This window comes from Streptomyces sp. NBC_00996 (assembly GCF_045162675.1).
Taxonomy (GTDB): Bacteria; Actinomycetota; Actinomycetes; order Streptomycetales; family Streptomycetaceae; genus Streptomyces.
Window position 1 is genome coordinate 6,756,148 of sequence record NZ_CP108723.1, and the last position, 23,096, is coordinate 6,779,243.

Annotated in this window: 15 protein-coding genes and 1 riboswitch; of the genes, 4 read left to right on the forward strand and 11 right to left on the reverse strand. The window is 70.5% G+C overall.

The annotated features are described in order from the left end of the window. Positions 1–33 precede the first annotated feature (33 nt). From OG390_RS31795 to OG390_RS31825, 7 genes are all read right to left on the reverse strand, one after another. Positions 34–450: a hypothetical protein gene (locus OG390_RS31795; protein ID WP_406172834.1), complete on the reverse strand. Its 417-nt coding sequence runs from the start codon at positions 448–450 to the stop codon at positions 34–36. Next, positions 447–2,534, reverse strand: a complete 2,088-nt coding sequence (locus OG390_RS31800; RefSeq protein WP_406172835.1) for a hypothetical protein — start codon at positions 2,532–2,534, stop codon at positions 447–449. Before OG390_RS31800 ends, OG390_RS31795 begins: the two co-directional genes overlap by 4 nt. Next, positions 2,531–4,420, reverse strand: a complete 1,890-nt coding sequence (locus OG390_RS31805) for a hypothetical protein (RefSeq protein ID WP_406172836.1) — start codon at positions 4,418–4,420, stop codon at positions 2,531–2,533. Before OG390_RS31805 ends, OG390_RS31800 begins: the two co-directional genes overlap by 4 nt. Positions 4,421–4,497: 77 nt before the next feature. Further along, positions 4,498–6,024, reverse strand: a complete 1,527-nt coding sequence (locus tag OG390_RS31810) for an integrase (protein ID WP_406177951.1) — start codon at positions 6,022–6,024, stop codon at positions 4,498–4,500. Further along, positions 5,945–6,928 (reverse strand): helix-turn-helix domain-containing protein, encoded by a 984-nt coding sequence (locus tag OG390_RS31815; RefSeq protein WP_406172837.1) that lies wholly within the window; start codon positions 6,926–6,928, stop codon positions 5,945–5,947. Before OG390_RS31815 ends, OG390_RS31810 begins: the two co-directional genes overlap by 80 nt. After that, positions 6,925–7,650, reverse strand: coding sequence for a TnsA-like heteromeric transposase endonuclease subunit (locus OG390_RS31820; RefSeq protein ID WP_406172838.1), 726 nt, complete (start codon positions 7,648–7,650; stop codon positions 6,925–6,927). Before OG390_RS31820 ends, OG390_RS31815 begins: the two co-directional genes overlap by 4 nt. A 259-nt stretch (positions 7,651–7,909) precedes the next feature. After that, positions 7,910–9,091, reverse strand: coding sequence for an NlpC/P60 family protein (locus tag OG390_RS31825; protein ID WP_406172839.1), 1,182 nt, complete (start codon positions 9,089–9,091; stop codon positions 7,910–7,912). Positions 9,092–9,098: 7 nt separating this feature from the next. After that, positions 9,099–9,272, reverse strand: a riboswitch (cyclic di-AMP (ydaO/yuaA leader). A 639-nt stretch (positions 9,273–9,911) separates the two neighbouring features. Between OG390_RS31825 and pcrA the strand changes: the two genes are divergently transcribed. Continuing rightward, positions 9,912–12,404, forward strand: coding sequence for a DNA helicase PcrA (pcrA, locus tag OG390_RS31830; protein ID WP_406172840.1), 2,493 nt, complete (start codon positions 9,912–9,914; stop codon positions 12,402–12,404). A 38-nt stretch (positions 12,405–12,442) separates the two neighbouring features. Here the strand turns inward: pcrA and OG390_RS31835 are convergent, their stop codons facing one another. Together OG390_RS31835 and OG390_RS31840 are read right to left on the reverse strand one after the other, a co-directional pair. Next, complete coding sequence (locus OG390_RS31835) at positions 12,443–14,011, reverse strand: peptidoglycan DD-metalloendopeptidase family protein (RefSeq protein ID WP_406172841.1); 1,569 nt, start codon at positions 14,009–14,011, stop codon at positions 12,443–12,445. Positions 14,012–14,221: 210 nt separating this feature from the next. Continuing rightward, positions 14,222–15,082 carry an esterase/lipase family protein gene (locus OG390_RS31840; RefSeq protein WP_406172842.1) on the reverse strand — a complete coding sequence of 287 codons (861 nt, stop codon included), beginning with the start codon at positions 15,080–15,082 and terminating at the stop codon, positions 14,222–14,224. Between the two features lie 644 nt (positions 15,083–15,726). Between OG390_RS31840 and OG390_RS31845 the strand changes: the two genes are divergently transcribed. Further along, a complete protein-coding gene (locus OG390_RS31845; protein WP_362502576.1) occupies positions 15,727–16,143 on the forward strand; it encodes a cobalamin B12-binding domain-containing protein in 417 nt (138 codons plus the stop codon). Between the two features lie 150 nt (positions 16,144–16,293). Here the strand turns inward: OG390_RS31845 and OG390_RS31850 are convergent, their stop codons facing one another. Together OG390_RS31850 and OG390_RS31855 are read right to left on the reverse strand one after the other, a co-directional pair. After that, positions 16,294–17,916 (reverse strand): DUF5691 domain-containing protein, encoded by a 1,623-nt coding sequence (locus OG390_RS31850; RefSeq protein WP_406172843.1) that lies wholly within the window; start codon positions 17,914–17,916, stop codon positions 16,294–16,296. A 78-nt stretch (positions 17,917–17,994) separates the two neighbouring features. Continuing rightward, the gene (locus OG390_RS31855) at positions 17,995–19,353 is read right to left on the reverse strand and encodes an SWIM zinc finger family protein (protein ID WP_406172844.1); all 1,359 of its coding nucleotides are present in this window, start codon (positions 19,351–19,353) and stop codon (positions 17,995–17,997) included. 133 nt (positions 19,354–19,486) lie between these two features. Between OG390_RS31855 and OG390_RS31860 the strand changes: the two genes are divergently transcribed. Together OG390_RS31860 and OG390_RS31865 are read left to right on the forward strand one after the other, a co-directional pair. Continuing rightward, the gene (locus OG390_RS31860) at positions 19,487–20,641 is read left to right on the forward strand and encodes an AAA family ATPase (protein WP_406172845.1); all 1,155 of its coding nucleotides are present in this window, start codon (positions 19,487–19,489) and stop codon (positions 20,639–20,641) included. Further along, entirely contained in the window at positions 20,638–23,082 is a 2,445-nt protein-coding gene (locus OG390_RS31865) for a DUF5682 family protein (RefSeq protein ID WP_406172846.1), read from the forward strand. Before OG390_RS31860 ends, OG390_RS31865 begins: the two co-directional genes overlap by 4 nt. Positions 23,083–23,096: the final 14 nt, after the last annotated feature.

The following is a 23,096-nucleotide window of genomic DNA, read 5'->3' on the forward strand; positions in this document are numbered from 1 at the left end:
CTGGAGGGACCACGGCGGTGTCAGCGAGGAAGGTCAGTGCCGTCGGCCTCTGCCAGGCTGGTCGATGCGGGTGATGTTGCTGGTGGACTCCAGGGCCTCGCGGAGGCGGGCGTTGTCCAGAGCCAGCCGCTGGATCTGGGCCGCTGCGAAGCGGAGGTTCTCGGTCAGCGACCGGTTGGCTCGCCGGAGCTTCGCGTTCCTGGCGACGAGGACATCGTAGGGACTCGGCCGTGCACCGTCGCCCGCCGGGGAGGTTGGGCTGCTGCGGAGGGCCGAGATTTCCTTGGCCAGCTCGGGGAAGTGCCGACGGAAGGTGGTGTTACTCAGGCCGAGTTGGGCCGCGAAGGCGAGGACGCTGGGGCGTTTGCCGTTGTCCCGGCACTCGTTCACGTACTGGTCCATGATCCGGCGGACACGGGCTTCGGCGGGGATGTCTGCGGGCCGGGTCACGGGGTCTCCAGAGCGGCGGTGTTCCGCTGGAGGAACGCGGTGATCTCCGCTCTGCGGGCTTCCATCCGGTGCCGCAGGAGTGGCGGAAGGGCCGGGCGGGTGGTCAGGCGGCGGGTGATGCGGTCGATCTCACGTTGCCAGGCGACGGTTTTCTCAGGGGTGAGGGCGACGTTTCGGCAGGCCAGGGGCTTGCAGCCGCCGTGGTCGGGGAGTCCTTCGCTGCGGCGGTGGCGGGCGCGTTCACACAGGGCCTTGGCGTGGTCGTGGACGCAGGTGATGTACTGCCCGGGATAGACGGCTGGGTCGTGCTTGGCCATGAGGCGCCGAAGTCGGTTGTCGTCCAGGACGACCGTCCCCTGGAAGCGGGCGCGTTCGCCGAAGGTCTCCAGACGGCGGGCGGCCTCGTCGGCGGCGGGGCCGGTGAGGTGGGTGTGTTCGTGGGCGTCGATCGCGGCCATGAGGTGCTCGCCGCGGGCGAGGGCCTGCTCGCTCTCGACCTCGGCGCGGAAGCCCGAGTCGCTGGTGCCCGCATAGCCTTCGAAGACTTGGATGCAGTGGTGCCGGTAGGCCAAGGCGCCGGCGATGACGCCACCGGGGCGGCGCGCGATGAACCAAGCCAAAGTGCGCCTGAGCTGGCTGTTTTTCAGACGGAAGGGCTGCTGGTTGACCAAGGGGATGCCATCGGTGCGGTCGTGGCGCTGGCAATAGTCGTTGATCCAGGCGGCGAACGTGTTCAGGCGGGCGTTGGTGGCTCCGCTGGTCAGCACCTGGCTGACGGCATTGCGCTTGACTCCGGGACTGTGCGCAAGGCGGGCGAAGAGGTAGTCGGTGCCGGGTGGCTGCAACTGCTCCAGGACGGCGATGGCCCGGGCAGCGGGTTCCCCGATGCTCCAGACGGCCGGGACGCCGGCGGGGTCGTCCTCGGATTTGAAGGCCAGGCTGTGCATCTTCCAGCGGTAGGGCGTCCCGTCCGCGTCACACTCGGTCCTCAGCCCACCGCGTTTGAGGTGCTTGATCTCGCTGTCGCGAGCGCCGGAGAGGAAGGAAAGGACCAGGTAGCAGGCGTCCTGCAGCATGCGGGCCAAGGCGGCGAGGCTGTCTGGCTCGGTGTGGTCGGCCAGGATCGCTCCGATCCACGGCTCGCCGTCGAGGCGGCCGCAGATGGGCCGGTCGCCGACGGTCTGGGGGGTGAGTCCCACGATGGAGGCGGCCTCCTCGATCAGATGCCGGTAGCGGCCGAGCGAGATCGGGTTGCGGCCCAGCGCCTCGGCGACCCCGGTGGTGCTGGGCTCGCCGCGCCAGCCGGGCAGCGGGCGCCGTGCCGCGATGTGCTCGTCCAGCCAGGCCCGCAGCTGGACGGGCAGGGCGCCGTAGACGTGAGGCTCGGCCGGCGCTGCCATGGGGGTCCGCCAGAAGCGGTCCGCGGCCAGGATGTCGGCGGAGAACTCATCGATGAAGCGCAAAGCCCAGACGAACAGTGGCCCGAGTACCTCTTCGGGGATCCGTGCGGTGGCGTTCTCACCGCCGTTTGCCTTGGGCTCACTCCATCCGTCGAGGTGCCGGGGGTCGAACCGAAGGGCGTCCGACGGCAGGGAGTTTCGCCAGATCCAGAACTTGCGCACTGCCCCGCGGGCCCTCTGACGGGCGTCAGACGAGGGCAGTGACTGGATCAGGAAGCGCTGGAAGTCCTCAAGGTCCCGTCCAGCCAGGGCATCCAGGCGCGTGGTGCGAACGGCGGCCCAGCGCAGGAACCGGACGTACTCGGTGAAGGCGGTGCGGATGCTGCCGACAGCGGGCGGGTCCTCGCCTGCCGGGACAGTCCCGGACAGCATCGCGTAGCAAAGCTCCTTCGCGGCTTGGCGGTGGATGGCGGGGACGAGGGTGAAGTCGAGGATGAACCGGCGCTCGTGTTTCTTGAGCATCGCCGGGCCCAGGACCCAGACATCGTCGCTGAAGCGTGAGGTGTCCTCCAACACCGCGCTGGCGCGCAGGCGGCGGCCGTGGAGGACGAACGGATCGGCCTCCACGGTGCGGGGCCGCGGAGTCGAGGGGACGACGGCCAGAGTGGACAGGGCAGTGGTCACGGCATTTCCCAAGGGTTCTCGACCAGGTCGAGCAGCGCATCGTGCGGCTTGTCGACCTGGGCCTGCTGGAGCTCAGCGGGAGTGAACTTGGCGAGGATGTCCTGGCGGACAGCCACCCAGGCAGGGCCGTAACGCACCCACCAGACGTCCTCGGCCAGTTCGCGGCGGCGCTGGGCCAGGGCGTCGAGCAGACCGAGAAGGCGGGGCAAGTGGTCGCGGGTGACCAGGCAGTTCCCGCAGTGGAAGCAGTCGAGGAAAGTGACCTGGCACGGTTCCTGGGTCAAGGGGTGCCGGTCGTGATCGGCGCAGGCGGTCCAGCCGGTGTCGAGGTCGCCGGCTGCGGCCTTGCCGGCCATGGCCGGACTGAGCCCGCTGTCCTGCAAGGCCGAGGTGTCGACCGGTCCGTTCAGGACGCGGGGACCTCCGCCGGCTGCTTGCACTGCTCGGTCGTGGGCCTGGCGCGCGGCCTGTTCGGCGTCGATGAGGGCCTCGCCGAGGACTTCCTCCGCCCAGGCGGTGATGACCGGATCCCCGCTGAGGTAGTTGCGGAACAGCACCGGCATGCTGTTGGACTTGGCGGCCGACGGCAGGTGGCCGCCCATCCGCTTCGTGCGTCGCACCTCCATGCTGGTCTTGACCCGATTGAAGCTGACCTGCAGCGGCAGCCTCGGGACGGCCGTCGCAGGTGATGCTCCCTCAGCTCCGGTGGAGGGCTGCGGATCGGCCAGCAAGGGCCGGGACCGGTTCGCCGCCCATGCTGTCGGCAGGACGGACGTGCAGCTCAGCGAGTCCTGGAACGGTGCGAAGTGGTCGTCCGCGACGCCGAGCCCGGCCCCGTGACCGTTGCGCCAAACGGACCACAGCAGCGGAGAGGTGCACCGCTGACGGCTGCGGGCCGTCAGCTCCAGCAGCAGGAGGTAGAACCCGCCCGGAGTGTGCAGTTCGCGGCCCGGGGCCCCGATCTCCCAGGTCACGGTCTCGAACCAGCGCCTTGCGCCCCGGCGCCGCTTGACGATGACCAGCTCGACCGCCCGGCCCTCCAGCACGCGGTGTCGGACCGGGAGTTCCTTGATGGTCTCGCCGTTGCGCTCCGAGAGCGCCGCCTGGAGCAGCATCAGCGGCGACAGGTCCCGCAGCCTCAGGAACAGCCGCCCGGCCAGTTCCTGACGCTCGGGGCAGAAAGGACTGGGCCGGACCGCGGCAGGCGTGGGCACCTGGCCAGTGGCGGCCATCTGCTCCAGCATCCGGCCCAGGTCCTGGTCGCGCTCGTCCAGGGCGAGCGGGTCGGCCCGGTAGCGACGCAGCAGGTCCTCGCCGGCCCGGATGCGGTCGCGGATCTTGGCGGCGTCCGCCCGCAGCGCGGCCAGCAGCCGCTCCAGTTCTCCGTCGGAGTAGCCGCTGGTCAGCCGCTTCGCACTGGCCGGGGGATTCTCAGCATCGGGGGCTGCGGTCGCGGGTTCGGGTGTGCGGGGTGTGGGCAGGCGCCGCTGAACGTGGTCGAGGACTTCAGCGGTGACCTTGTCGCGCAGGGAGGTCAGGGTGAACAGCATCCGGGCCTCGCCCAGGTCCCGCAGTGCCGTGGTCGGTGTCGAGTTGGCCCGGTGGTCGTGGAAGGCTTCCAGATGGTCGGGCGTGAGCTGGTCCGGGCTGGTCGGAGGCTGCGGGAGGGAGGCGAGGAACTTCACCAGTCGGCTCTGGGCTCCCCAGCCGGTGGTCGCTGCGGAGAACGTGCGGAGCCCTCCGCCGGGGCCGGTCCGCTCGGCGACCGCCGCCGCCAGGGGCTGATGCCAACCGGGCAGCGGGAGCCGGGAGATATCGAAGACTCGGCGGCGGTCATCATCGCCGTGGAAGGCCACCACCAGTCTCCCGTCAGGCAGTTCACGCACCGGCTCGGAAGGATCGTAGGTTCCCTGCGGTAGGGCAGAGGGTCGGCTGGGGCCGGTGCTGCCGCGTCCGTGCCGGGTCATTCGATCGCCTCCATCGCCTCGGCCAACGGCGGCATGTCGTCGCCGATCCGCTGGAGCGGGGTGTCGCGCGGGTCCTCCCAGGTGTCGGGGACCAGCGCCATCCGCGTCTCCATCTCCAGCTCCTGCAGAGCGTGCAGGTAAATGGCCGTGGTGAGGACGGACCGGTGTCCGAGTCTGCGGCGGACCCAGTCGAGCGGGTCTCCGAAGATGCGGGTGTAGTGGCCGCGTTGGGCCTCGTTGAGCTCGGCCAGGGCCGCGATGTGGCCGCGCTGGAGCTGTTCCAAGGTCACCACGGCAAAACCGTGCCGCAGAAGGTGGGCATGGCATGACAGGGCGATCCGCTGGTGCCGACAGCGGTCGTTGGCGTCGGCGAAGATGCTCTTCCAGGTCGAAACCGCCAGCGGCTGCCCGTCCTCGCCGAGCCAGAACAACGCCGGCTCCAGGCCGTCCGCGGTCTCCACCAGCAGCCGGCGCCGTTCCATCGGCTTGAGCTCGCGCAGGTTCACCGCCCGGCGGATACCGCCGCCGGTCACTCGCACCAGCTGCGGATGTGACGGATCATCAATCACCAGCGGGCGGCGCCACCGCCGGTAGCGTCCGGCCGCGCGGGCGTCCTCGACCACCTCCGCGCGGTCCAGTTCCGCGTAGGCGGCCAGGTCGCGCACCACGCTGTGCGGGACGTAGATCCAGCGGGCGGAGAAGTACTTCGCGATCGCTCCGGGCAGCCAGAACCGCTGGTAGCCGCCCAGCTCGGACCGGACCGGCATCTCCATCGTGGTCAGGTGGGACTGCTCGGACAGCCGCATGCCGGTGCGGACCATGAGATCTGTGAACGTCGCGTTCCTCGCCGACCAGCGGCCCTTGAACCGGTCCGTGGGCAGGCCGTCAGCCCCGTATCCGCGCAGGCCCACGTCCCGCCAGAGCCGGTAGGAAGCTGGCGGGAGCCACTCGATCCGCTCGCCGCCCTCGTCATGCGCGTAGGTCGCGGGGACCGTCTCCTCCTCGCGGGCCGCCGGCGTACCCGCGAACGTCCCCAGCGGCGCGGGCCGTCGCGAGCGATGCGGGATCGGCACGGCGCCGAGCTGGTTCTGCCGTACCGCCCATTCGAAGAACTGGTTGACGTGCGCGACCTCCTGGCTCCAGGTGCCGCCCGCCACCCGCGGACCCGCCGGATCGCGGCGCCGCCACCGATGAAACGCCAGATGATCGGCCTCGGTGGCCTGCCGCCACGACTTCCCGCCGCGGGCGCGGTGCAGGAAGTTCAGGTAACCCGCGAGTGCCCGGGCCCGGTTGGCGTTGCTGTTCCACGGCGCGTCGATCAGATCCACCCGATGGAAGTACGAGTTGAGCACCACGTCGTACTCGAATCGAGGCGACAGCAAGAACGGCAGCCCGTCCGGGAGACCGACCTCGTCGAGCCACGACATCAGGTCATCGGGCAGGTCACGCAGCCAGGACGGCCCAGAACCGGGCCGGTCGACGTCGCGGCTGGTGTAGTGCACCGTCCAGCCAGATCTCTGCATCACCGGCGCAACGTACTCGGTCAGTGACCAGCCGTGCACAAGCGACCGTCAGTTGAGCCCTCACCCAGCGGCAGGTCACCGGTTCCATCGCGAAGACGTCCAGATCCTGCGTGTCCAGCACCACGTACTCACCGGGCCTGGTGGCCCGCAGCCGCCCATAGACCCCCTTGGGGCGGTCAGCGATCGAGCGCCTTGCCTTCGCGCTGCCCGACAGAGCGTTCGTTCCCTTGCTCAACTCCTCCAGCCGCCGGTAAGCCGTCGCGTTCGATGGCAGCGGCACCACCCCCGCGCCGTACGACTCCTCCAACCAAGCCTGGACCCGCTTCAGCACCGCCGACCGTGTCGGCGTCGACGCTGTGACGTACTCCGCGAGCGCGATGTTGACAGCCTCGTCCCAACGCGGATCGACGCGAGAACCTCGCCTCTTGAGCAGGCGGGTGTCGACCAACGCGGCCTCGCCGCCCGCCTGATAGGCAGCGGCCCACCGCTCCACCGTCCGCGCCGACACCTTCAGCTCGGCGGCCTTGGCCCCGACCCGCTGCGTCAACGACCGTGCTTCGGAGAACTCGTCGCGCGGTTCACCGGGCCGAGCACCCTCAGCAAAGCCAGAACGGTAGCCGGTCAGGACCTCACGGATATGCCTGGCCCGCTCGCTGACCTCATCCCGCTGCTGCCGGGACAACGACGCCAGCACGAGGCCAGCACTGTCATCGGCCCTGGGCAGTGGTCCGGTATCCACCGGCTGCGAGCCTGCCGCCAGACGTCCCACCGAGACGGTGGAGAACTCACCGGTCCGCGTATTGCGGATCGTCACACCCAGGTGATTGAACTCGACCACTTCGACGACATCGCCGCAGAAGACCAGCCGAGAGCCGGGAAACACGGCAACGGCGGCACTTCTCATCCCCCCTGATCCTGCCCATCCGTGAGGCGAACCGGAGTCTGCGCACTCAACGGACGCGAGAGATCCGCCGACAGGGCACCGGACCACACCAGATGCAATAGCGCCGGACGGACGAGCTCCGCAGGATGCCGTGCCGCCAACGCCCTCTCGATCCCGCCGACGTTCGCCTGCACTCGGGCGGCTTCCAGCACCTCCGCAGCCAGGCGCACCGCGACACGCTCAGGCCGCCGGTAGCCGGCCAGGAACCGGACATTCTCCACGAGGACAGGACTGGCGCCAGCCCACACCTCGAAAGCCCAGCCTCGCAGCAAACACAGCTTCCGCATCCAGTCGAACTGGGCCACTACCTCCGGTACGTCCACACGGTACGGAGCCTTGACGTCCACCACTGTGACCAGCCCGTCCGCATGCGTCAGCAGCAGATCCGGTACGTGCCGACGGATGCGGACTCCGTCGTCCCCGCTTACCTGGAACGGCTGAGCGGCAATCCCGACCACATCCTGGGCAAAATCCGCCAGCAAGATGCGGGCGAGCTCCAAACGGCTCTCGTAGGCCACCAGACGATCGCCCGTCACCGCGTGGTACCAGCCCGAGTAGTGCCGACGCCCCTTGTACCAGCGGAACTCCCGCACCGGCAGCCCGGCCGCTACCTCTTCACTCACCAGCAGATCCCACGAGGTCTCCGCGAAGACCCCGTCTGCCTGGCGGTAGCGGACCTCCACAGCTCTGGCCTCAGCCATTGGCTCTCGAACCGAGACGTACGACACCGCCACCCCCGATATACGTAACCGAAGGGACACAGAAGGTGATCCCGGCCGAGACTGCCCATTGGCTGCGGCGTCCCATGCATCCGGGGAGGGCAAGAATGCTGTGAGTGGCCGAGAGTCACTCTACGGAGCGATTCTCAGCGATCTGTCGCAGACGACAAGTTGACGACAGATCGCTGAGAATCTGACAGATCTAAAGCGGCCCTACAACTGCTTACGCCGGGCGCACCACACTGTGGATCGCCGACGTGCCGTCGTAGTAGATCGACTCCTCGCGGACGTACGCTCCCGGCTTGGGCGCGTGGATCATCATCCCGTTGCCGATGTACAGGCCGACGTGGCTGACATCGTCGTAGAAGAAGACGAGGTCACCGGGCTGGGCGTCGGAGAGCGGGACGGTCGTGCCGGCGTTCACCTGGTCGTAGGTGACGCGCGGCAGCGAGACGCCGGCGGCTTTCCAGGCGGCCTGGGTGAAGCCCGAGCAGTCGTACGAGTCCGGGCCGGTCGCCCCCCAGACGTACGGCTTGCCGATCTGCGCGCGGGCGAACGCGAGAGCCTTCGCCGCCTTCGTCGCGTACGAGGAGTCGGTGGTCGTCGAGCTCGACGAGCCGGTCGTGGTGTCCGACGAGCCGGTCGTGGTGCTCGACGACGACTCCTGCTGGGCGGCCGCTTTCTTCGCGGCCTCGGCGGCGGCCTGCTGCTGCGCCAGCTCCGCCGCCTTGCGCGCGGCCTCCTGCTGCTTCTTCTTCTCGATCGCCGCCAGCCGCGCCTTCTCCTCGGCGGTCAGCTTCGAAAGCAGTTCGCGGGCCTCGGTGAGCTTGTGCTGAACGTCTGCCTTGGACGTCTTGAGCGCGGTCTGCGAGCTGGTCAGCGTCTCCAGACTCTTGGCGGCCTCCGTGCGCTTCTTGGTGGTGGCGGCCTGCTCGGTGATGTAGTCGTCGACGGCCGCCTTCTGGCGGGTGGTCAGACGGCTCATCAGCTGGGTCTGGTCGAAGTAGTCCTGCGGGTTGTCGGCAAGCAGGAGGGTCGCGGTGTCAGGGGCGGCGGCCCCGGTGCGGTACTGCGCCGCCGCGAACGAACCGAGCTCCTCACGCGCGGTGTTGAGCTTCTCGGTGCGCTTGGCGACATCGTCGAGGAGGGTGTCGACCTGCTTGCGCTGCTTGGAGGTCTTCTCCTTGGCCGCGTTGTACTTGTCGGTGGCCGTCTCGGCCTGGTGATAGAGGTCGTTGACCTTCTTCTCGACCTCTTCGAGGCTCGGCTTCGGTTCGGCCGAGGGGGCGGCGTTCGCCGTCTGGGAGAGCAGGGCGACGGAGGTGAGAGCCGCCGTCGCGAGGGCGGGGGTCCGTATGCCTGCTACGCGCGTACCCGTAGGACGCCATTTGCGGTGCGACGCCAAGAGAGGCGACTCCTTCCGTCATCCGCCTACCGAGTTAGCTGTCGGGTTCGGGCGGGTGGATCCGGAAGGTTTGCCCTACGGTCCTTGCCCCACAAGGCAGTTGGACCGATTCACCCCAAGGTCGGTTGGGTCCCCGGCTCCGGCTGCCACGGGGGCGCACCGGATTGAGCGGAGGCCGCACGGCCCGGCGTCGTTCGCCGGTGGGTGTCGAGCGGCCTGCCCGGCACGGTAGCCAACGCGTGTGGCTCCTGTGAAGTTTGATGTGCGATATGCCCGATACATTTTTGTGACCTTGACCTTGGGCATCACTCCGCGCAGTCAATCCGGAATGGTCTGTGGTGAGTTGTCCGGAGTGGCGACGTCCGTCTGGTTATCGGCATCGCGGCAGCGGTCGCCGAGGTCTTCCGGGGCGGCGGCTCCGCACCCCCCGACGGCCGCAAGATTCTCGCTGAGGCGCTGAGGCGCTGAGGCGCTGAGGCGCTGAGGCGCTGAGGCGCTGAGGCGCTGAGGCGCTGAGGCGCTGGGGTGTCGAGGCGGTGAGGCGCTGAGGCGGTGAGGTGTCGAGGTCGTGAGGCGGTGAGCGGCGACCTGGTGGCCGTCTCTCCTCAAGGTCTGTACGCCCGGCTCGGTCGATCACCGAAGGTGACGAGGCGATTCCGGAAGGTAGGAAGACCGCGGGCGGCCGCCACTGGAAGATCGTCGGCTCCCGAGACCGTGCCATGAGACCCACCCGATCGAGTTCCGATCCGTGTCACGAGATCCGGTCGAGTTTTCAGGGTGGCGGCGGGGTGTCAGTGCGGCCGCCTAGACTCGGAGAGCGATGAGCAGCCTCTTTGATGACAGCTTCCTGGCGGACCTCAAGCCCTCACGGGCCCACGAGGAAGAACCCCCGCCGCCGCCCGAGGACGATCACGTGCCGGAGCCCGTTCCGGACGATCTGTTCGGCGGGAAGTTCGACGTGCCCCCGGACCGGGACGCGTACTACCGCGACGGCGCCCACCGGCCTGCCGTGGACTCCGCGGCACTACTGGACGGGCTGAACGAGAACCAGCGCGCGGCCGTGGTGCACTCCGGCTCCCCGCTGCTCATCGTGGCCGGCGCGGGCTCCGGCAAGACCCGCGTGCTCACGCACCGGATCGCGTATCTGCTGGCCGAGCGGAATGTCCACCCCGGCCAGATCCTCGCGATCACCTTCACCAACAAGGCCGCGGGCGAGATGAAGGAGCGCGTCGAGCACCTCGTCGGCCCGCGTGCGGGCGCGATGTGGGTGATGACCTTCCACAGCGCGTGTGTGCGGATTCTGCGCCGCGAGAGCAAGAAGCTCGGCTTCACCTCCTCCTTCTCGATCTATGACGCCGCCGACTCCAAGCGTCTGATGGCACTCGTCTGCCGTGATCTCGACCTCGACCCCAAGCGCTTCCCGCCGAAGTCGTTCAGCGCCAAGATCTCGAACCTGAAGAACGAGCTGATCGACGAGGAGGACTTCGCGGCCCAGGCCACCGACGGCTTCGAGAAGACCCTCGCTCAGGCGTACGCGATGTATCAGTCGCGGCTGCGCGAGGCCAACGCGCTCGACTTCGACGACCTGATCATGACGACGGTCAACCTGCTGCGCGCCTTCCCGGACGTCGCCGAGCACTACCGCCGCCGCTTCCGCCACGTCATGGTCGACGAGTATCAGGACACCAACCACGCGCAGTACGCGCTGGTGCGGGAGCTCGTCGGCCCGGCGCGCGGCGCCCGCGCCGAGGACGAACCGTCCCGCGAGGACGACCTCGGCCCTGCCGAGCTGTGCGTCGTGGGTGACGCCGACCAGTCGATCTACGCCTTCCGCGGCGCGACCATCCGCAACATCCTCCAGTTCGAGGAGGACTACACGGACGCGACGACGATCCTGCTCGAGCAGAACTACCGCTCCACGCAGACGATCCTGTCCGCCGCCAACGCGGTCATCGAGCGCAATGAATCCCGCCGCCCCAAGAACCTGTGGACCAATGCGGGCGCGGGCTCGAACATCACGGGCTATGTCGCCGACACCGAGCACGACGAGGCGCAGTTCGTCGCCGACGAGATAGACCGTCTGACCGACGCGGGCGAGGCCAAGGCGGGCGACGTCGCGGTCTTCTACCGTACGAACGCGCAGTCCCGTGTCTTCGAAGAGGTCTTCATCCGCGTCGGCCTGCCCTACAAGGTCGTCGGCGGCGTCCGCTTCTACGAGCGCAAGGAGGTCCGGGACGTCCTGGCGTACCTCAGGGTGCTGTCCAACCCCGAGGACTCGGTCCCGCTGCGCCGCATCCTCAACGTCCCCAAGCGCGGCATCGGCGAGCGCGCGGAAGCGATGATCGACGCGCTCTCGCAGCGCGAGAAGATCAGCTTCCCACAGGCCCTGCGCCGCGTCGACGAGGCGTACGGGATGGCGGCGCGCTCGACGAACGCGGTCAAGCGGTTCAACACGCTCATGGAAGACCTCCGCACGATCGTCGAGTCGGGCGCCGGCCCGGCCACGGTCCTGGAGGCGGTCCTCGAGCGCACCGGCTATCTGGCCGAGTTGCAGGCGTCCACCGACCCGCAGGACGAGACCCGTATCGAGAACCTCCAGGAACTCGCCGCCGTGGCCCTGGAGTTCGAGCAGGAGGCGGGTGAGGGAGAGGTCGCGGGCGGCCTCTCCGACTTCCTGGAGCGGGTCGCGCTCGTCGCGGACTCCGACCAGATCCCCGACGAGGAGGACGGCAACGGCGTCATCACGCTGATGACGCTGCACACCGCCAAGGGCCTCGAATTCCCCGTCGTCTTCCTGACCGGCATGGAGGACGGCGTCTTCCCGCACATGCGCGCGCTGGGGCAGGTGAAGGAGCTGGAGGAGGAGCGGCGCCTGGCGTACGTCGGCATCACGCGCGCGCGGGAGCGGCTGTATCTCACCCGGTCGTCCATGCGCAGTGCCTGGGGGCAGCCCTCGTACAACCCGCCGTCCCGCTTCCTGGAGGAGATCCCGGACGCGCACCTGGAGTGGAAGCGCACGGGTGCGATGGCTCCCGTGTCGTCGGGTCCGGTCTCGGGTGTCGCTGCGTCGCTGTCGTCCTCACGGTCGCGGTCCGCGGCTTCGGGTGCCTCCGGGTTCGCGACGCGCCGCGGTGTCTCCGAGAAGACGGTCGTTTCGCTGGCGATCGGGGACCGGGTCACCCACGACCAGTTCGGTCTCGGGACCGTCGTCGGCGTGAAGGGGACGGGGGCGAACGCGGAGGCGACGATCGACTTCGGCGAGGCGAAGCCGAAGCGGTTGCTGCTGCGGTACGCGCCGGTGGAGAAGCTGTAGCCGGTACGGGGCGGTGGGGCCCGGCGGACCGTTACGTCCTACGTCGGGTCCAGGCCGTGGCTGCGCAGCCACGGCAGCGGGTCGATCGCCGAACCGCCGGCCGGGCGGACCTCGAAGTGCAGGTGCGGACCGGTGGAGTTGCCGGAGTTCCCGGAGAAGGCGATCGGGTCGCCGGCCTTCACGGCGGTGCCTGAGGCGACCTTGTAGCTGGAGAGGTGGCAGTACCACGTCTCCGTGCCGTCCTTCGCGGTGACGATTGCCATGTTCCCGTACGCGCTGTTCCACTGCGTGCGGACGGTTCCGTCGGTCGCGGCCATCACGGTCGTGCCGTACGAGACGGGGAAGTCGATGCCCGTGTGCACGGACATCCAGTTGATGCCGGCCTGACCGAAGTAGGCACTGAGCCCCTTCTGCGTCACCGGAAGCACGAACTTCGGGCGCAGCCGCTCCTTGCGGGCCGCCTCCTCCGCCGCCTTCTTCTTCTGGGCTTCCTGCTCGGCCTTGAGGTCGATACGCTCCTGCGTCCGGCTGGCCCGGTCTGCGAAGTCGTCGGCGCCCGCGGAGAGACTCTGGAGCTGGGTGTCCAGCTTGTTGTTGGCGGCGGAGGGTTTCACCGAGGTCGCGTCGGCCGCGCTGGCCGTCGTGTCCTTGCTGTCGTCCCCGCCGATGCTGCCCACGGAGGCGGCGGCGATCCCGGCGACCCCCATCACACAGGCCGAGGGCACGGCGACGGTCAGCAGAGCGGAACGTTTCGCGGGGCTGCGGCGACGGGAGCGGGAACCGGCCCGCGACGCGGCGCGGGGGGCCGGGATGACCTCTTCCATGTCGTCGAGCAGCGGCGTCTCGTGCTGTTCACCGCTGTCGTCCGCGGTCTCGAACTCGTCCTCGTCGGCGACGGGTTGCTCGTACGAGACCTGCTCGAAGGTGGCGGTCGCCTGCTGGTCGAAGGACTCGGGCTGTTGCTCGTACGACTCGGGCTGTGTGTGCTGTTGCTCGTACGACTCGGGCTGCGGGTGCTGCTGTTCGTACGCGTCGGGCTGCGGGTGCTCGTACGCCTGGTACGGGTCGTGGCCGGCGGCGGTGTTCCACTGGGTGGCGTCGTACGCGCCCGTGCCCTGGGCCGGGATGGTCCACTGCTGGGTCCCGTCGAGCGGCTGCTCGGGCTGCAGCCAGGCGGTCGCGTCCCACTGGCCCGAGGCTTCGGGGCCCGGATGCTGCGCGGGGATGTCGGCGAGCTGCTGGTAACCGGCCGCCCACGTGGTCGTTGCGTAGCTTCCGGTGTCGTACGCGGCCTGGTGCTGCGCGGCGTACGGGTCGTAGTTCAGCGTCTGGTGACTGCCGGTGCTCCACTGCGTGGTGTCGTACGAACCGGTGCTGTTGCCCGGCATGTCGCCGAAGAGGGGGTCGGTCTCGAAGCTCGCGGTCGCGTAGGCGCCGGTAGCCGTACCGGTGGCGCCGGCGTCAAAACCGTTCGCGGTGTAGCCGTCGTACGTGGTGAAGTCGCCGTACTGGGCTTCCTGCCCGCCGTACGACGCGTAGAGCGCCGAGGCGGCATCGGAAGCCGGAGCCGGGGGAGTTACGGTCCCCGACGGGTGACGGTCGTTCACCAACTTCTCTTTCGCCTCGACAACAGGGGCTGGCAGAGCAGTGCGGTGACTGTACCCGGCGGTACGCGGGCGCGACAATCTTCGGCAGGTTTCCTCCTCGCAGGAAACGGGCATTCGGCCGTGTTTCGGGGAAGTGTGGGCACGGCCTTGGCCTGGCGTTCGATGAACGTTCGAAGTCGCGGGGGTGTCAGGCGGCTGTGCGGCGGCTGTTTACGCCACTGTCAGGCCGTCGGTCTGGGCGGCGGCGCCGATTCCTGTCTCGTCGGCGTCGAGCGCCTGCCGTATCCCTGCCGCGACGGCGGGGTGCACGGGCAGGGCGAGATGGCCGACGCCGCTCACGCGTACGTTCTGCGCGAGCAGGTCCGGGTGGTCGACGCAGGCCGTCTCCAGCGGGTCCATCAGATGGTCGAGATCGCTCCAGAAGCTGACGAAGTGGGTGCGGCAGCCCGGTGCGGGCATGCTCAGCTCCTCGATCACCTCGGAGCCCGGGCGCATCTGGCGGACGATCGGGTGCGCGTTCATCAAGGGGGCCACACGAGTGCCCGAGTGCGGGGTGCCGAGTGTGACCAGGGTGCGTACGTGGGTGTCGCCGCCCAGGCACTGCACGTAATAGCGCGCGATCAGTCCGCCGAGGCTGTGCCCGACGATGTCCACCTGATCGTGGCCCGTGCGCTCGCAGATCTCCTCTATGTGCCGGCTGAGCAGCTCGGCGGCGGTGCGGATGTCGCACGTGAGCGGGGAGTAATTGAGCGACTCGACGTGCTGCCTGCCGTGCTGGGCGAGGTTGCGGCGCAGCAGGAGGAAGACCGAGCGGTTGTCGATGAAGCCGTGCAGCAGGACGACCGGGGGCTTGGCCTCGGTGGGCAGCCGGGCGGCGTCGGGCGAGGGAAGTGCGGGGGCGGTGCGGCGCTCCGGGGTGATACCGGAGGGGTAGAGGAGGAGGTGTCCGGCGAGGATCGCGATCTCCAGGGCCGTCGCCTTCAGGAGAGTCACCGAGAGTCCTACCAGTCTGCACGGAAACAGACGCTGACAGAGGGGGAGAAGGGGCAACGCTGCCCTGGTGACCTTCATGGCCGACCTCCAGTCGGCACGCGGCAGGACCGCTCTGTCCCCCGTGTGCCCTCGTGGACAGCCACGGTGGCGGTGACGGCGGTGACCGACGGTGCGTGTGCGGCGCGTGAGACGCCGATTACGCTACGGGGTGCCTTGCCGAGGGGTGTGACGCGGCTCGAGGCCGTGGGCGGTGGAGCCCGGCGGCGGCCCGGAGCCGTCTTCGTCGTCCCGTCGTCCTTGTGCTGGCGTGGCTCCCCGCTGTCGTGGCCTCGCCGATGTGCCCCACCGTCACGGTGTCCCGCTGACGTCGCGGTGGTGAGGCCACCTGATCGCGGCTCTCCTTGCGCAGGCTCCGGCCGTGGCCCGTGTGCCGCAGGTCCATGCGGCGCGTGTGCCGCGGGACGCGGAACGGTGCGCGGCTAACTTGTCCCAGTGTGTGATTTCCCCCTCGGTCTCCACCGCGAAACTGCCGGTTGCGGGATGCTGGCGATAACGTTCGTTCACTTCCTCGGCCGGTAAGGCTCGGGGTGCCCGTGCCGCAGGGGCGCATCCGGTGCGGTGAGCAGCGGAATGTGCGATATGTGTCGTATTCGGTAGTTAATGCTATGTATCGGTATTCGATAGTCGGTACAGGTTGATGTAGTCGGTTCATGGAGGCAGTGATGGGTGTGGCAGCCGGTCCGATCCGCGTGGTGGTGGCCAAGCCGGGGCTCGACGGCCACGATCGCGGGGCCAAGGTGATCGCGCGGGCACTGCGCGACGCCGGTATGGAGGTCATCTACACCGGGCTCCATCAGACCCCCGAGCAGATCGTCGACACCGCGATCCAGGAGGACGCCGACGCGATCGGCCTCTCGATCCTCTCCGGTGCCCACAACACGCTCTTCGCGGCCGTGATCAAGCTCCTCAAGGAGCGCGACGCGGAGGACATCAAGGTCTTCGGCGGCGGCATCATCCCCGAGGCGGACATCGCGCCCCTCAAGGAGAAGGGCGTCGCGGAGATCTTCACGCCGGGGGCGACGACGGCGTCGATCGTGGACTGGGTACGGGCGAATGTGAGGCAGCCGGCCGAGGCGTAGCACCGGGGCCTTCCCCGCGCCCCTTCACGGGCGCGGGGAACTGTGCGGCAAGCCTCCACCGGCGCGCAGCCGAAAAGCGACCCAGGGGAGTCTGGAGGGGCGAAGGCCCCCAGATACGGGAATGGGCAGGGGCGGCCGGGACGAAAACCCTCACGGCACCGCAAGCTCCGACGCCATGGCCGCGCGCAGGCGCAGAGTGGTGACGAGGCGCTGGAACGCCTCGGCCCAGTAGCCGCCGGCCCCCGGCGCCGCGTTCTCCGGCTCGTCGGGAATCGAAGTGAGCCCAGCGAGCCGCACGGCCTCCACCGGGTCGAGACACCGCTCGGCCAGCCCCATCACCCCACTGAAGCTCCACGGATAACTCCCGGCGTCCCGCGCGATATTGAGCGCGTCCACCACCGCCCACCCCAAGGCCCCCGCCCAGGGCACCGCACACACCCCGAGCAGCTGAAACGCCTCGGACAACCCGTGCGTACCGATGAACCCCGCCACCCACTCGGCCCGCTCACCGGCCCCCAACGTGGCGAGCAGCTTGGACCGCTCGGCCAGTGACACCGCCCCCGGCCCACCGGCCTCCGGCGCGGAGGGTGCCCCGAGGAGCGCCCTGGACCACCCGGGATCACGCTGGCGCACGGCCGCCCGACACCACGCGGCATGCAGCTCGGCCCGCCAGTCGTCGGCCACGGGCAGCGCCACGATCTCCTGCGCGGTACGCCCCCCGAACCGCTCCGGCCAGGTCCCGAGCGGCGCGGCCTCGACCAACTGGCCCAGCCACCACGACCGTTCGCCCCGCCCGGCCGGAGCCTTCGGCACCACGCCGTCCCGCTCCATGCCCGCGTCGCACTCGTGCGGCGCCTCGACCACGATCGTGGGCGTGACCCCCGTACGGTCGACCGCGACGCACGAACCGGCCCGGGCCGCCATCCGTGCCGCGAGCGCGGAACCGGGCAGCGCGGACAGCAGCTCCGCCGCCGTCGCCCGTACGTTGCGGCTGCGGTCGGCCAGCGCCCGCTCCAGGAACGGCTCGTCGTCCGGGCACAGCCCCGACCGCAACGAGTCGAGGAACATCAGTCGGTCCTCGGCCCGCTCCGTCGCCCACGTGGTGGCCAGCAACTCGCGTGCGGCGGCGGGGTCCTTGGCCCGTATCGCCGAAAGCAGCGCGACCCGCTCGGCGAACAATCCCTCCTGCCACAGCTGTTGTACGCGCTCGGTCTCCTCCGGGCCGGGCAGCGCGGCGCCGCCGCCCGGTGAGGAGCGCAGCGCGAACCGCCAGTCCTGCTTCAGCCGCGCCAGCCACAGTGCCCGGGGCCCGGCGAAGGCCAGGGCCGCGGGTCGTAGATCGGTGCGTCCGCGGGCCGCGTCTAGGAGCGCGGGCAGGGCCTCCGGGGGCGCCGCGAATCCGCGCTCGTTCGCCAGGGTCAGCCACTGGGGCAGCAGCTCCATCAGGTCCGGTGCCGTCCCTCTGCGGCCGGCGCCTCCGGTGCCGGGCCGGTCCGCGAGCAGCAGCGCCAGCCGGCGTGCCGCGGCGGGCGGCAGGGCCGGCCGGGGGTCCCGCGCCGCCGGCTCCGGACGGGCCGCCGCCCGCGCCGGCCGCACCCCGGCCCGCCGCCGCAGCGTCTCCACGGCGGCCGCGTCCAACAACGCCACCGGCGCCTCCCGCCCCGGCGCCCATCCCGGAGGAGTGCGCCGCTCGGTTCCGAGCAACGCCACCGTGACGAGCTCCTCCCAGGTACCACCGGCGGGCGCGCCCGCAAAGGCCGAGGTCGTGTTCATGAGCGTCCTTTCCGTACGGAGATCGTCGGGCTGGTCGGTGCGGTCGAAGAGGTCATCGGTTCACCGCGGTCGGAGCCGTCAGCACAGCGGCACCGCGTCCCCCGTGCCCTCCTGTGCCCAGGCCGTCAGTGGAGTGAAGCCGCGGTGGCCGCATTCACCGAAGACCGTGACGGGGGCGCCGCCGGAGAGGGCGACGAGACGCCACAGGTCGGGACGGGACCGGGCGGAGGGGGTGAGGGGCAGGGCCAAGTCACCATCGGAGTCAGCGAGTTGCCAGGAGTCGCCGTCCGGGGTGGGGACGACGCGATCCAGGGTGACCGGGCAGGAGTCCAGCCAGGGGTCGGCCCGCAGGGCCTCTCCGTAGCGGGCGGTCGCCTGGGACGTGGTCAGCCCCGGTGGCCGTATCGCCGTGGGCGCGGGAGGCGTGAACCGATCGCCCAGCGCCGCTCGGAGCTGCCCGGCGCCCGGGTACGCGGACACCTCCGCCTCGAAGGCCAGCCCCACCGGCAACGCCAACTCCGGTGCGCGGCCCGCCGCCCCGTAGGAAAGGAGCAGGACCGTGCGGCCGGACACCGCGCCGTGCAGCCAGATCCTGCGCGTTGTGAGGCGGGCATCCGCCGTGTCGTACTGGGCGAGGACCAGCCAGCGGTCCCGCATCGGCGGACCGTCCGCCGAACCGGAAATCCCCACCCGTGAACGAACGGTCGCGGCAAGGCCGTCCGGCAGCCGCTCGCGCCGCAGCCAGCCCTGGTCGAGAAGGTGGAGCAGCGCGCACTCCTCAAGGAGCCGCACCGGCCAGCCCGGACCGGACGACGGGATCGACCCCAACTCCCTCACCCGCGCGGCCAGACCGGGTGCCTGCGCGTCGACCATCCGGGCCGCCGTCTCCTCCCACAGCCCGTACCCCGTCTGCTCGGCGGAGGCGAGGCCGCCGCGCAGTAGGTCGGTCAGCCGCTGCTCCAACTCCGAGGCCCCCGCGGTGATCCGCTCGGCCCGTCGCTCCGCCCTGCGCCGAGCCGCCTCCGGATCACCCGACGACGCGGCTCCAGATGCCCCGCCCGCCGTCCTCTGCTCCTGCGCGCGCTCTCTTCTCCCCTCTGTCCACCGCTCCGCCCAGTCCGGTGCCTGACCGCGCGGCACCGTGCCGTCCGGGCCCGCCCAGAGCAGCAGCAGCCCCAGCGCGTGCTTGCACGGGAACTTTCGGCTCGGACAACTGCACTGGTAAGCGGGCCCCGTGGAGTCCGCTATGTCGATGACCGTCCGATACGGCTTGCTGCCACTTCCCCTGCACAGTCCCCATACCGTCCCCTCGTCAGAACTGCCTGCCTCCGACCACGGCCCGGCCGCGCCGAGTTCGCTTCCCGCCCTGCGTGACGCGACGTCAGGCGCCAGTGCCAGCACCTGATCCGCTGTCCAGCGCACCGCCTGCTGAGTCATGCCATCGAAGGTAGATCCCGCCACTGACAATCGGCCCTCGCGAACGCATTCGCGCAGGTCAGAGCCGATTGTCAGTGGCGTGGTGCACGGTGGAACCAGATCCGAACCGGCCGAGCTGGAGGGGGACCGAGCCATGTCCGTGTCCGTTGAACCGACGTCCGTTCCTACGCCTGCGGGAGAGCGCGCGGGAGCGAGGGCGAGCGAGGCGGGCGAGGCGCTGCGGCCGCATGCCGAAGACGCTTTCGCCGCCGAACTCGCCGCGCTGGCCGTGCAGGACGACCGGCCCCGCCCGGCGCGCTGGCGGCTGTCGCCGTGGGCCGTCGCGACGTATCTGCTCGGCGGCACCCTGCCTGACGGCACAGTGATCACACCCAAGTACGTGGGCCCGCGTCGCATCGTCGAGGTCGCCGTCACCACGCTCGCCACCGATCGCGCCCTGCTCCTGCTCGGCGTGCCCGGCACCGCGAAGACCTGGGTGTCCGAGCACCTGGCCGCGGCGGTCAGCGGCGACTCGACCCTGCTTGTGCAGGGCACGGCCGGCACCCCGGAGGAGGCGATCAGGTACGGCTGGAACTACGCGCAGTTGCTCGCGCACGGGCCGAGCCGGGACGCGCTCGTGCCGAGCCCTGTCATGCGGGCCATGGCCGAGGGCATGACCGCCCGCGTCGAGGAGCTGACCCGCATCCCGGCGGACGTACAGGACACGCTGATCACGATCCTGTCGGAAAAGACCCTGCCGATACCGGAGTTGGGGCAGGAGGTGCAGGCCGTCCGTGGCTTCAACCTGATCGCGACGGCCAACGACCGCGACCGCGGGGCCAATGAACTGTCCAGTGCGTTGCGCCGTCGCTTCAACACGGTGGTGCTGCCGCTGCCGGAGAGTGCCGAAGCCGAGGTCGACATCGTCTCCCGTCGTGTCGACCAGATCGGCCGCTCCCTCGACCTGTCCGCCGTGCCCGACGGCATCGACGAGATCCGCCGCGTCGTCACCGTCTTCCGCGAGCTGCGCGCCGGGGTCACCTCCGACGGGCGTACGAAGCTGAAGTCGCCCAGCGGCACGCTGTCCACCGCCGAGGCGATCTCCGTCGTCACGGGCGGCCTCGCTCTGGCCGCCCACTTCGGCGACGGCGTCCTGCGGGCGAGCGACGTCGCCGCCGGCATCCTCGGCGCCGTCGTCCGCGATCCGGCGGCCGACCGCGTCATCTGGCAGGAGTATCTGGAGGCGGTCGTCCGCGAGCGGGACGGCTGGAAGGACTTCTACCGGGCGTGCCGGGAGGTGAGCGCATGACGGACGTCACCGGAGGGCCGTTGCTGCTGGGGGTGCGGCATCACGGCCCGGGGTCGGCGAGGGCCGTGCGGGCCGCCCTGGAGGCGGCGGCGCCCCGGGTCGTGCTCATCGAGGGCCCTCCGGAGGCGGACGCGCTCATCCCGCTGGCCGCCGACAAGGAGATGCGGCCCCCGGTCGCCCTCCTCGCCCACGTCGTGGACGAGCCCGGCCGTTCGGCCTTCTGGCCGCTGGCCGAGTTCTCACCGGAGTGGGTGGCGGTCCGGTGGGCCCTGGAGAGCGGAGTCCCGGCCCGCTTCATCGATCTCCCGGCGACCCACACGCTGGCATGGGGCAAAGAGGAGCTCGATCAGGAGGGCGACCCGGGGGATGCGCCGCCCGCCGATCCCGGCCGGCCCGTCGAGGCGGCCGTACGGATCGACCCCCTCGCGGTACTCGCCGAAACGGCCGGTTATGACGACCCCGAGCGCTGGTGGGAGGACGTGGTCGAGCACCGAAGCGAGGCCGGGAGCGATCCGTTCGCACCGTTCGCCGTGCTCGAGGAGGCGATGGGGGCGCTGCGGGAGGCGTACGGGGTCGCAGGACACGACCGCGACCCGGTGCGGGAGGCGTACATGCGGCTCCAGGTGCGGGCGGCGGAGCGGGAGTTCGGGGACGGCGTGGCCGTGGTGTGCGGGGCCTGGCATGTGCCCGCGTTGCGGGGGAGGACCGCCGTCGGCGCGGACCGGGCGCTGCTCAAGGGGCTCCCCAAGGCGAAGGCCGACCTGACGTGGGTGCCGTGGACCTATCGGCGGCTGTCCCGGGTCAGTGGGTACGGCGCGGGCATCGACTCGCCGGGTTGGTACGGGCATCTGTTCAGCGCCCCCGACCGTCCCGTCGAGCGCTGGATGACCAAGGTGGCCCGGCTGCTCCGCGACGAGGACCGGATGGTCTCGTCCGCGCACGTCATCGAAGCGGTGCGGCTGGCCGACACGCTCGCCGCGATGCGCGGCCGCCCGCTGCCGGGGCTGACCGAGACCACCGACGCCGTACGGGCCGTGATGTGCGAGGGCTCGGACGTGCCGCTGGCGCTCGTGCGGGACCGGCTCGTGGTCGGCGATGTGATGGGGGAGGTGCCGGATTCGGCCCCCGCGGTGCCCTTGCAGCGCGACCTCGCGCGGCTCCAGCGGCGGCTGCGCCTCAAACCGGAGGCGTCGGAGCGGGAGTTGGAGCTCGACCTGCGCAAGGAGACCGACGCCGAGCGCAGCAGGCTGCTTCACCGGTTGCGGCTGCTCGGCGTCGAGTGGGGCGAGCCCACGGTGTCGCGGGGCAGCACTGGCACGTTCCGGGAGACCTGGCGGTTGCGCTGGGAGCCGGAGCTGTCGGTGCGGGTCGCGGAGGCCGGCGTGTGGGGCACGACGGTGCCGGCCGCGGCGACGGCCAGGGCCGAGGCGGACGCCGTCGCCGCGCACGCGCTGGCCGATGTCACCGCACTCGCCGAGCGCTGTCTGCTGGCCGGACTTCCGGACGCGCTGCCCGTGGTGATGCGGGTCCTCGCCGACCGGGCCGCCCTCGAGGCGGACGTCGGCCACCTCGCCCAGGCCCTGCCCGCCCTGGTCCGCGCCCTGCGCTACGGCGATGTGCGCGGCACGGACACCCATGCCCTCACCGACGTGGCGGCGGGCCTCGCCGAGCGGATCTTCGTCGGCCTCCCACCGGGCTGCGCGGCCCTCGACACCGAGGCCGCCGAGGAGATGCGACGCCATGTGGACGCGGTGCACGGGGCCGTGACGCTCCTGTGGGAGACGGCCGCGGCGTCAGCCGCCGACCCGCGATCGCTCAGCGGTACCGCGCAGGATGCCCGCCGCACACCGTCCTCCACCGGTATCCGCGGCCGCTGGCACGCCGTGCTCCGGGTGCTGGCCGGGCGCGACACCGTGCCAGGGGTGATTCGCGGACGGGCCGTACGACTGCTGCTGGACGAGGGGGAGTTGGCGCAGGACGAGGCCGCCCGGCTCATGGGGCTCGTGCTGTCGCCGGGGACGGCACCCGCAGACGCGGCCGCGTGGATCGAGGGCTTCGTCGGCGGCGGTTCCGGGGGCGGGATGCTGCTGGTGCACGACGAGCGGTTGCTCGCACTGGTGGACGCGTGGCTGACCGGAGTGCCGGCGGAGGCGTTCACCGATGTGCTGCCGTTGCTGCGGCGGACGTTCTCGGCGTACGAGGCCGGGGTGCGCAGGACGCTGGGCGAGCTGGTCCGGCGTGGGCCGGGAACGCGCGGGAGCACGGCGGTCGCCGGCTCCGGGATACCCGGGTTCGCCCCCGACCTCGACCCCGAGCGCACGGACGCTGTACTGCCGGTGTTGCGTCTGCTGCTCGGGCCGGGCGAATCCGACACCGGTGACGACCACGCCGGTGACGATCACGTCGGCGATGGCAACGACCTTGTGGGGGTCCCCCGATGACCGCACCCGTGAAC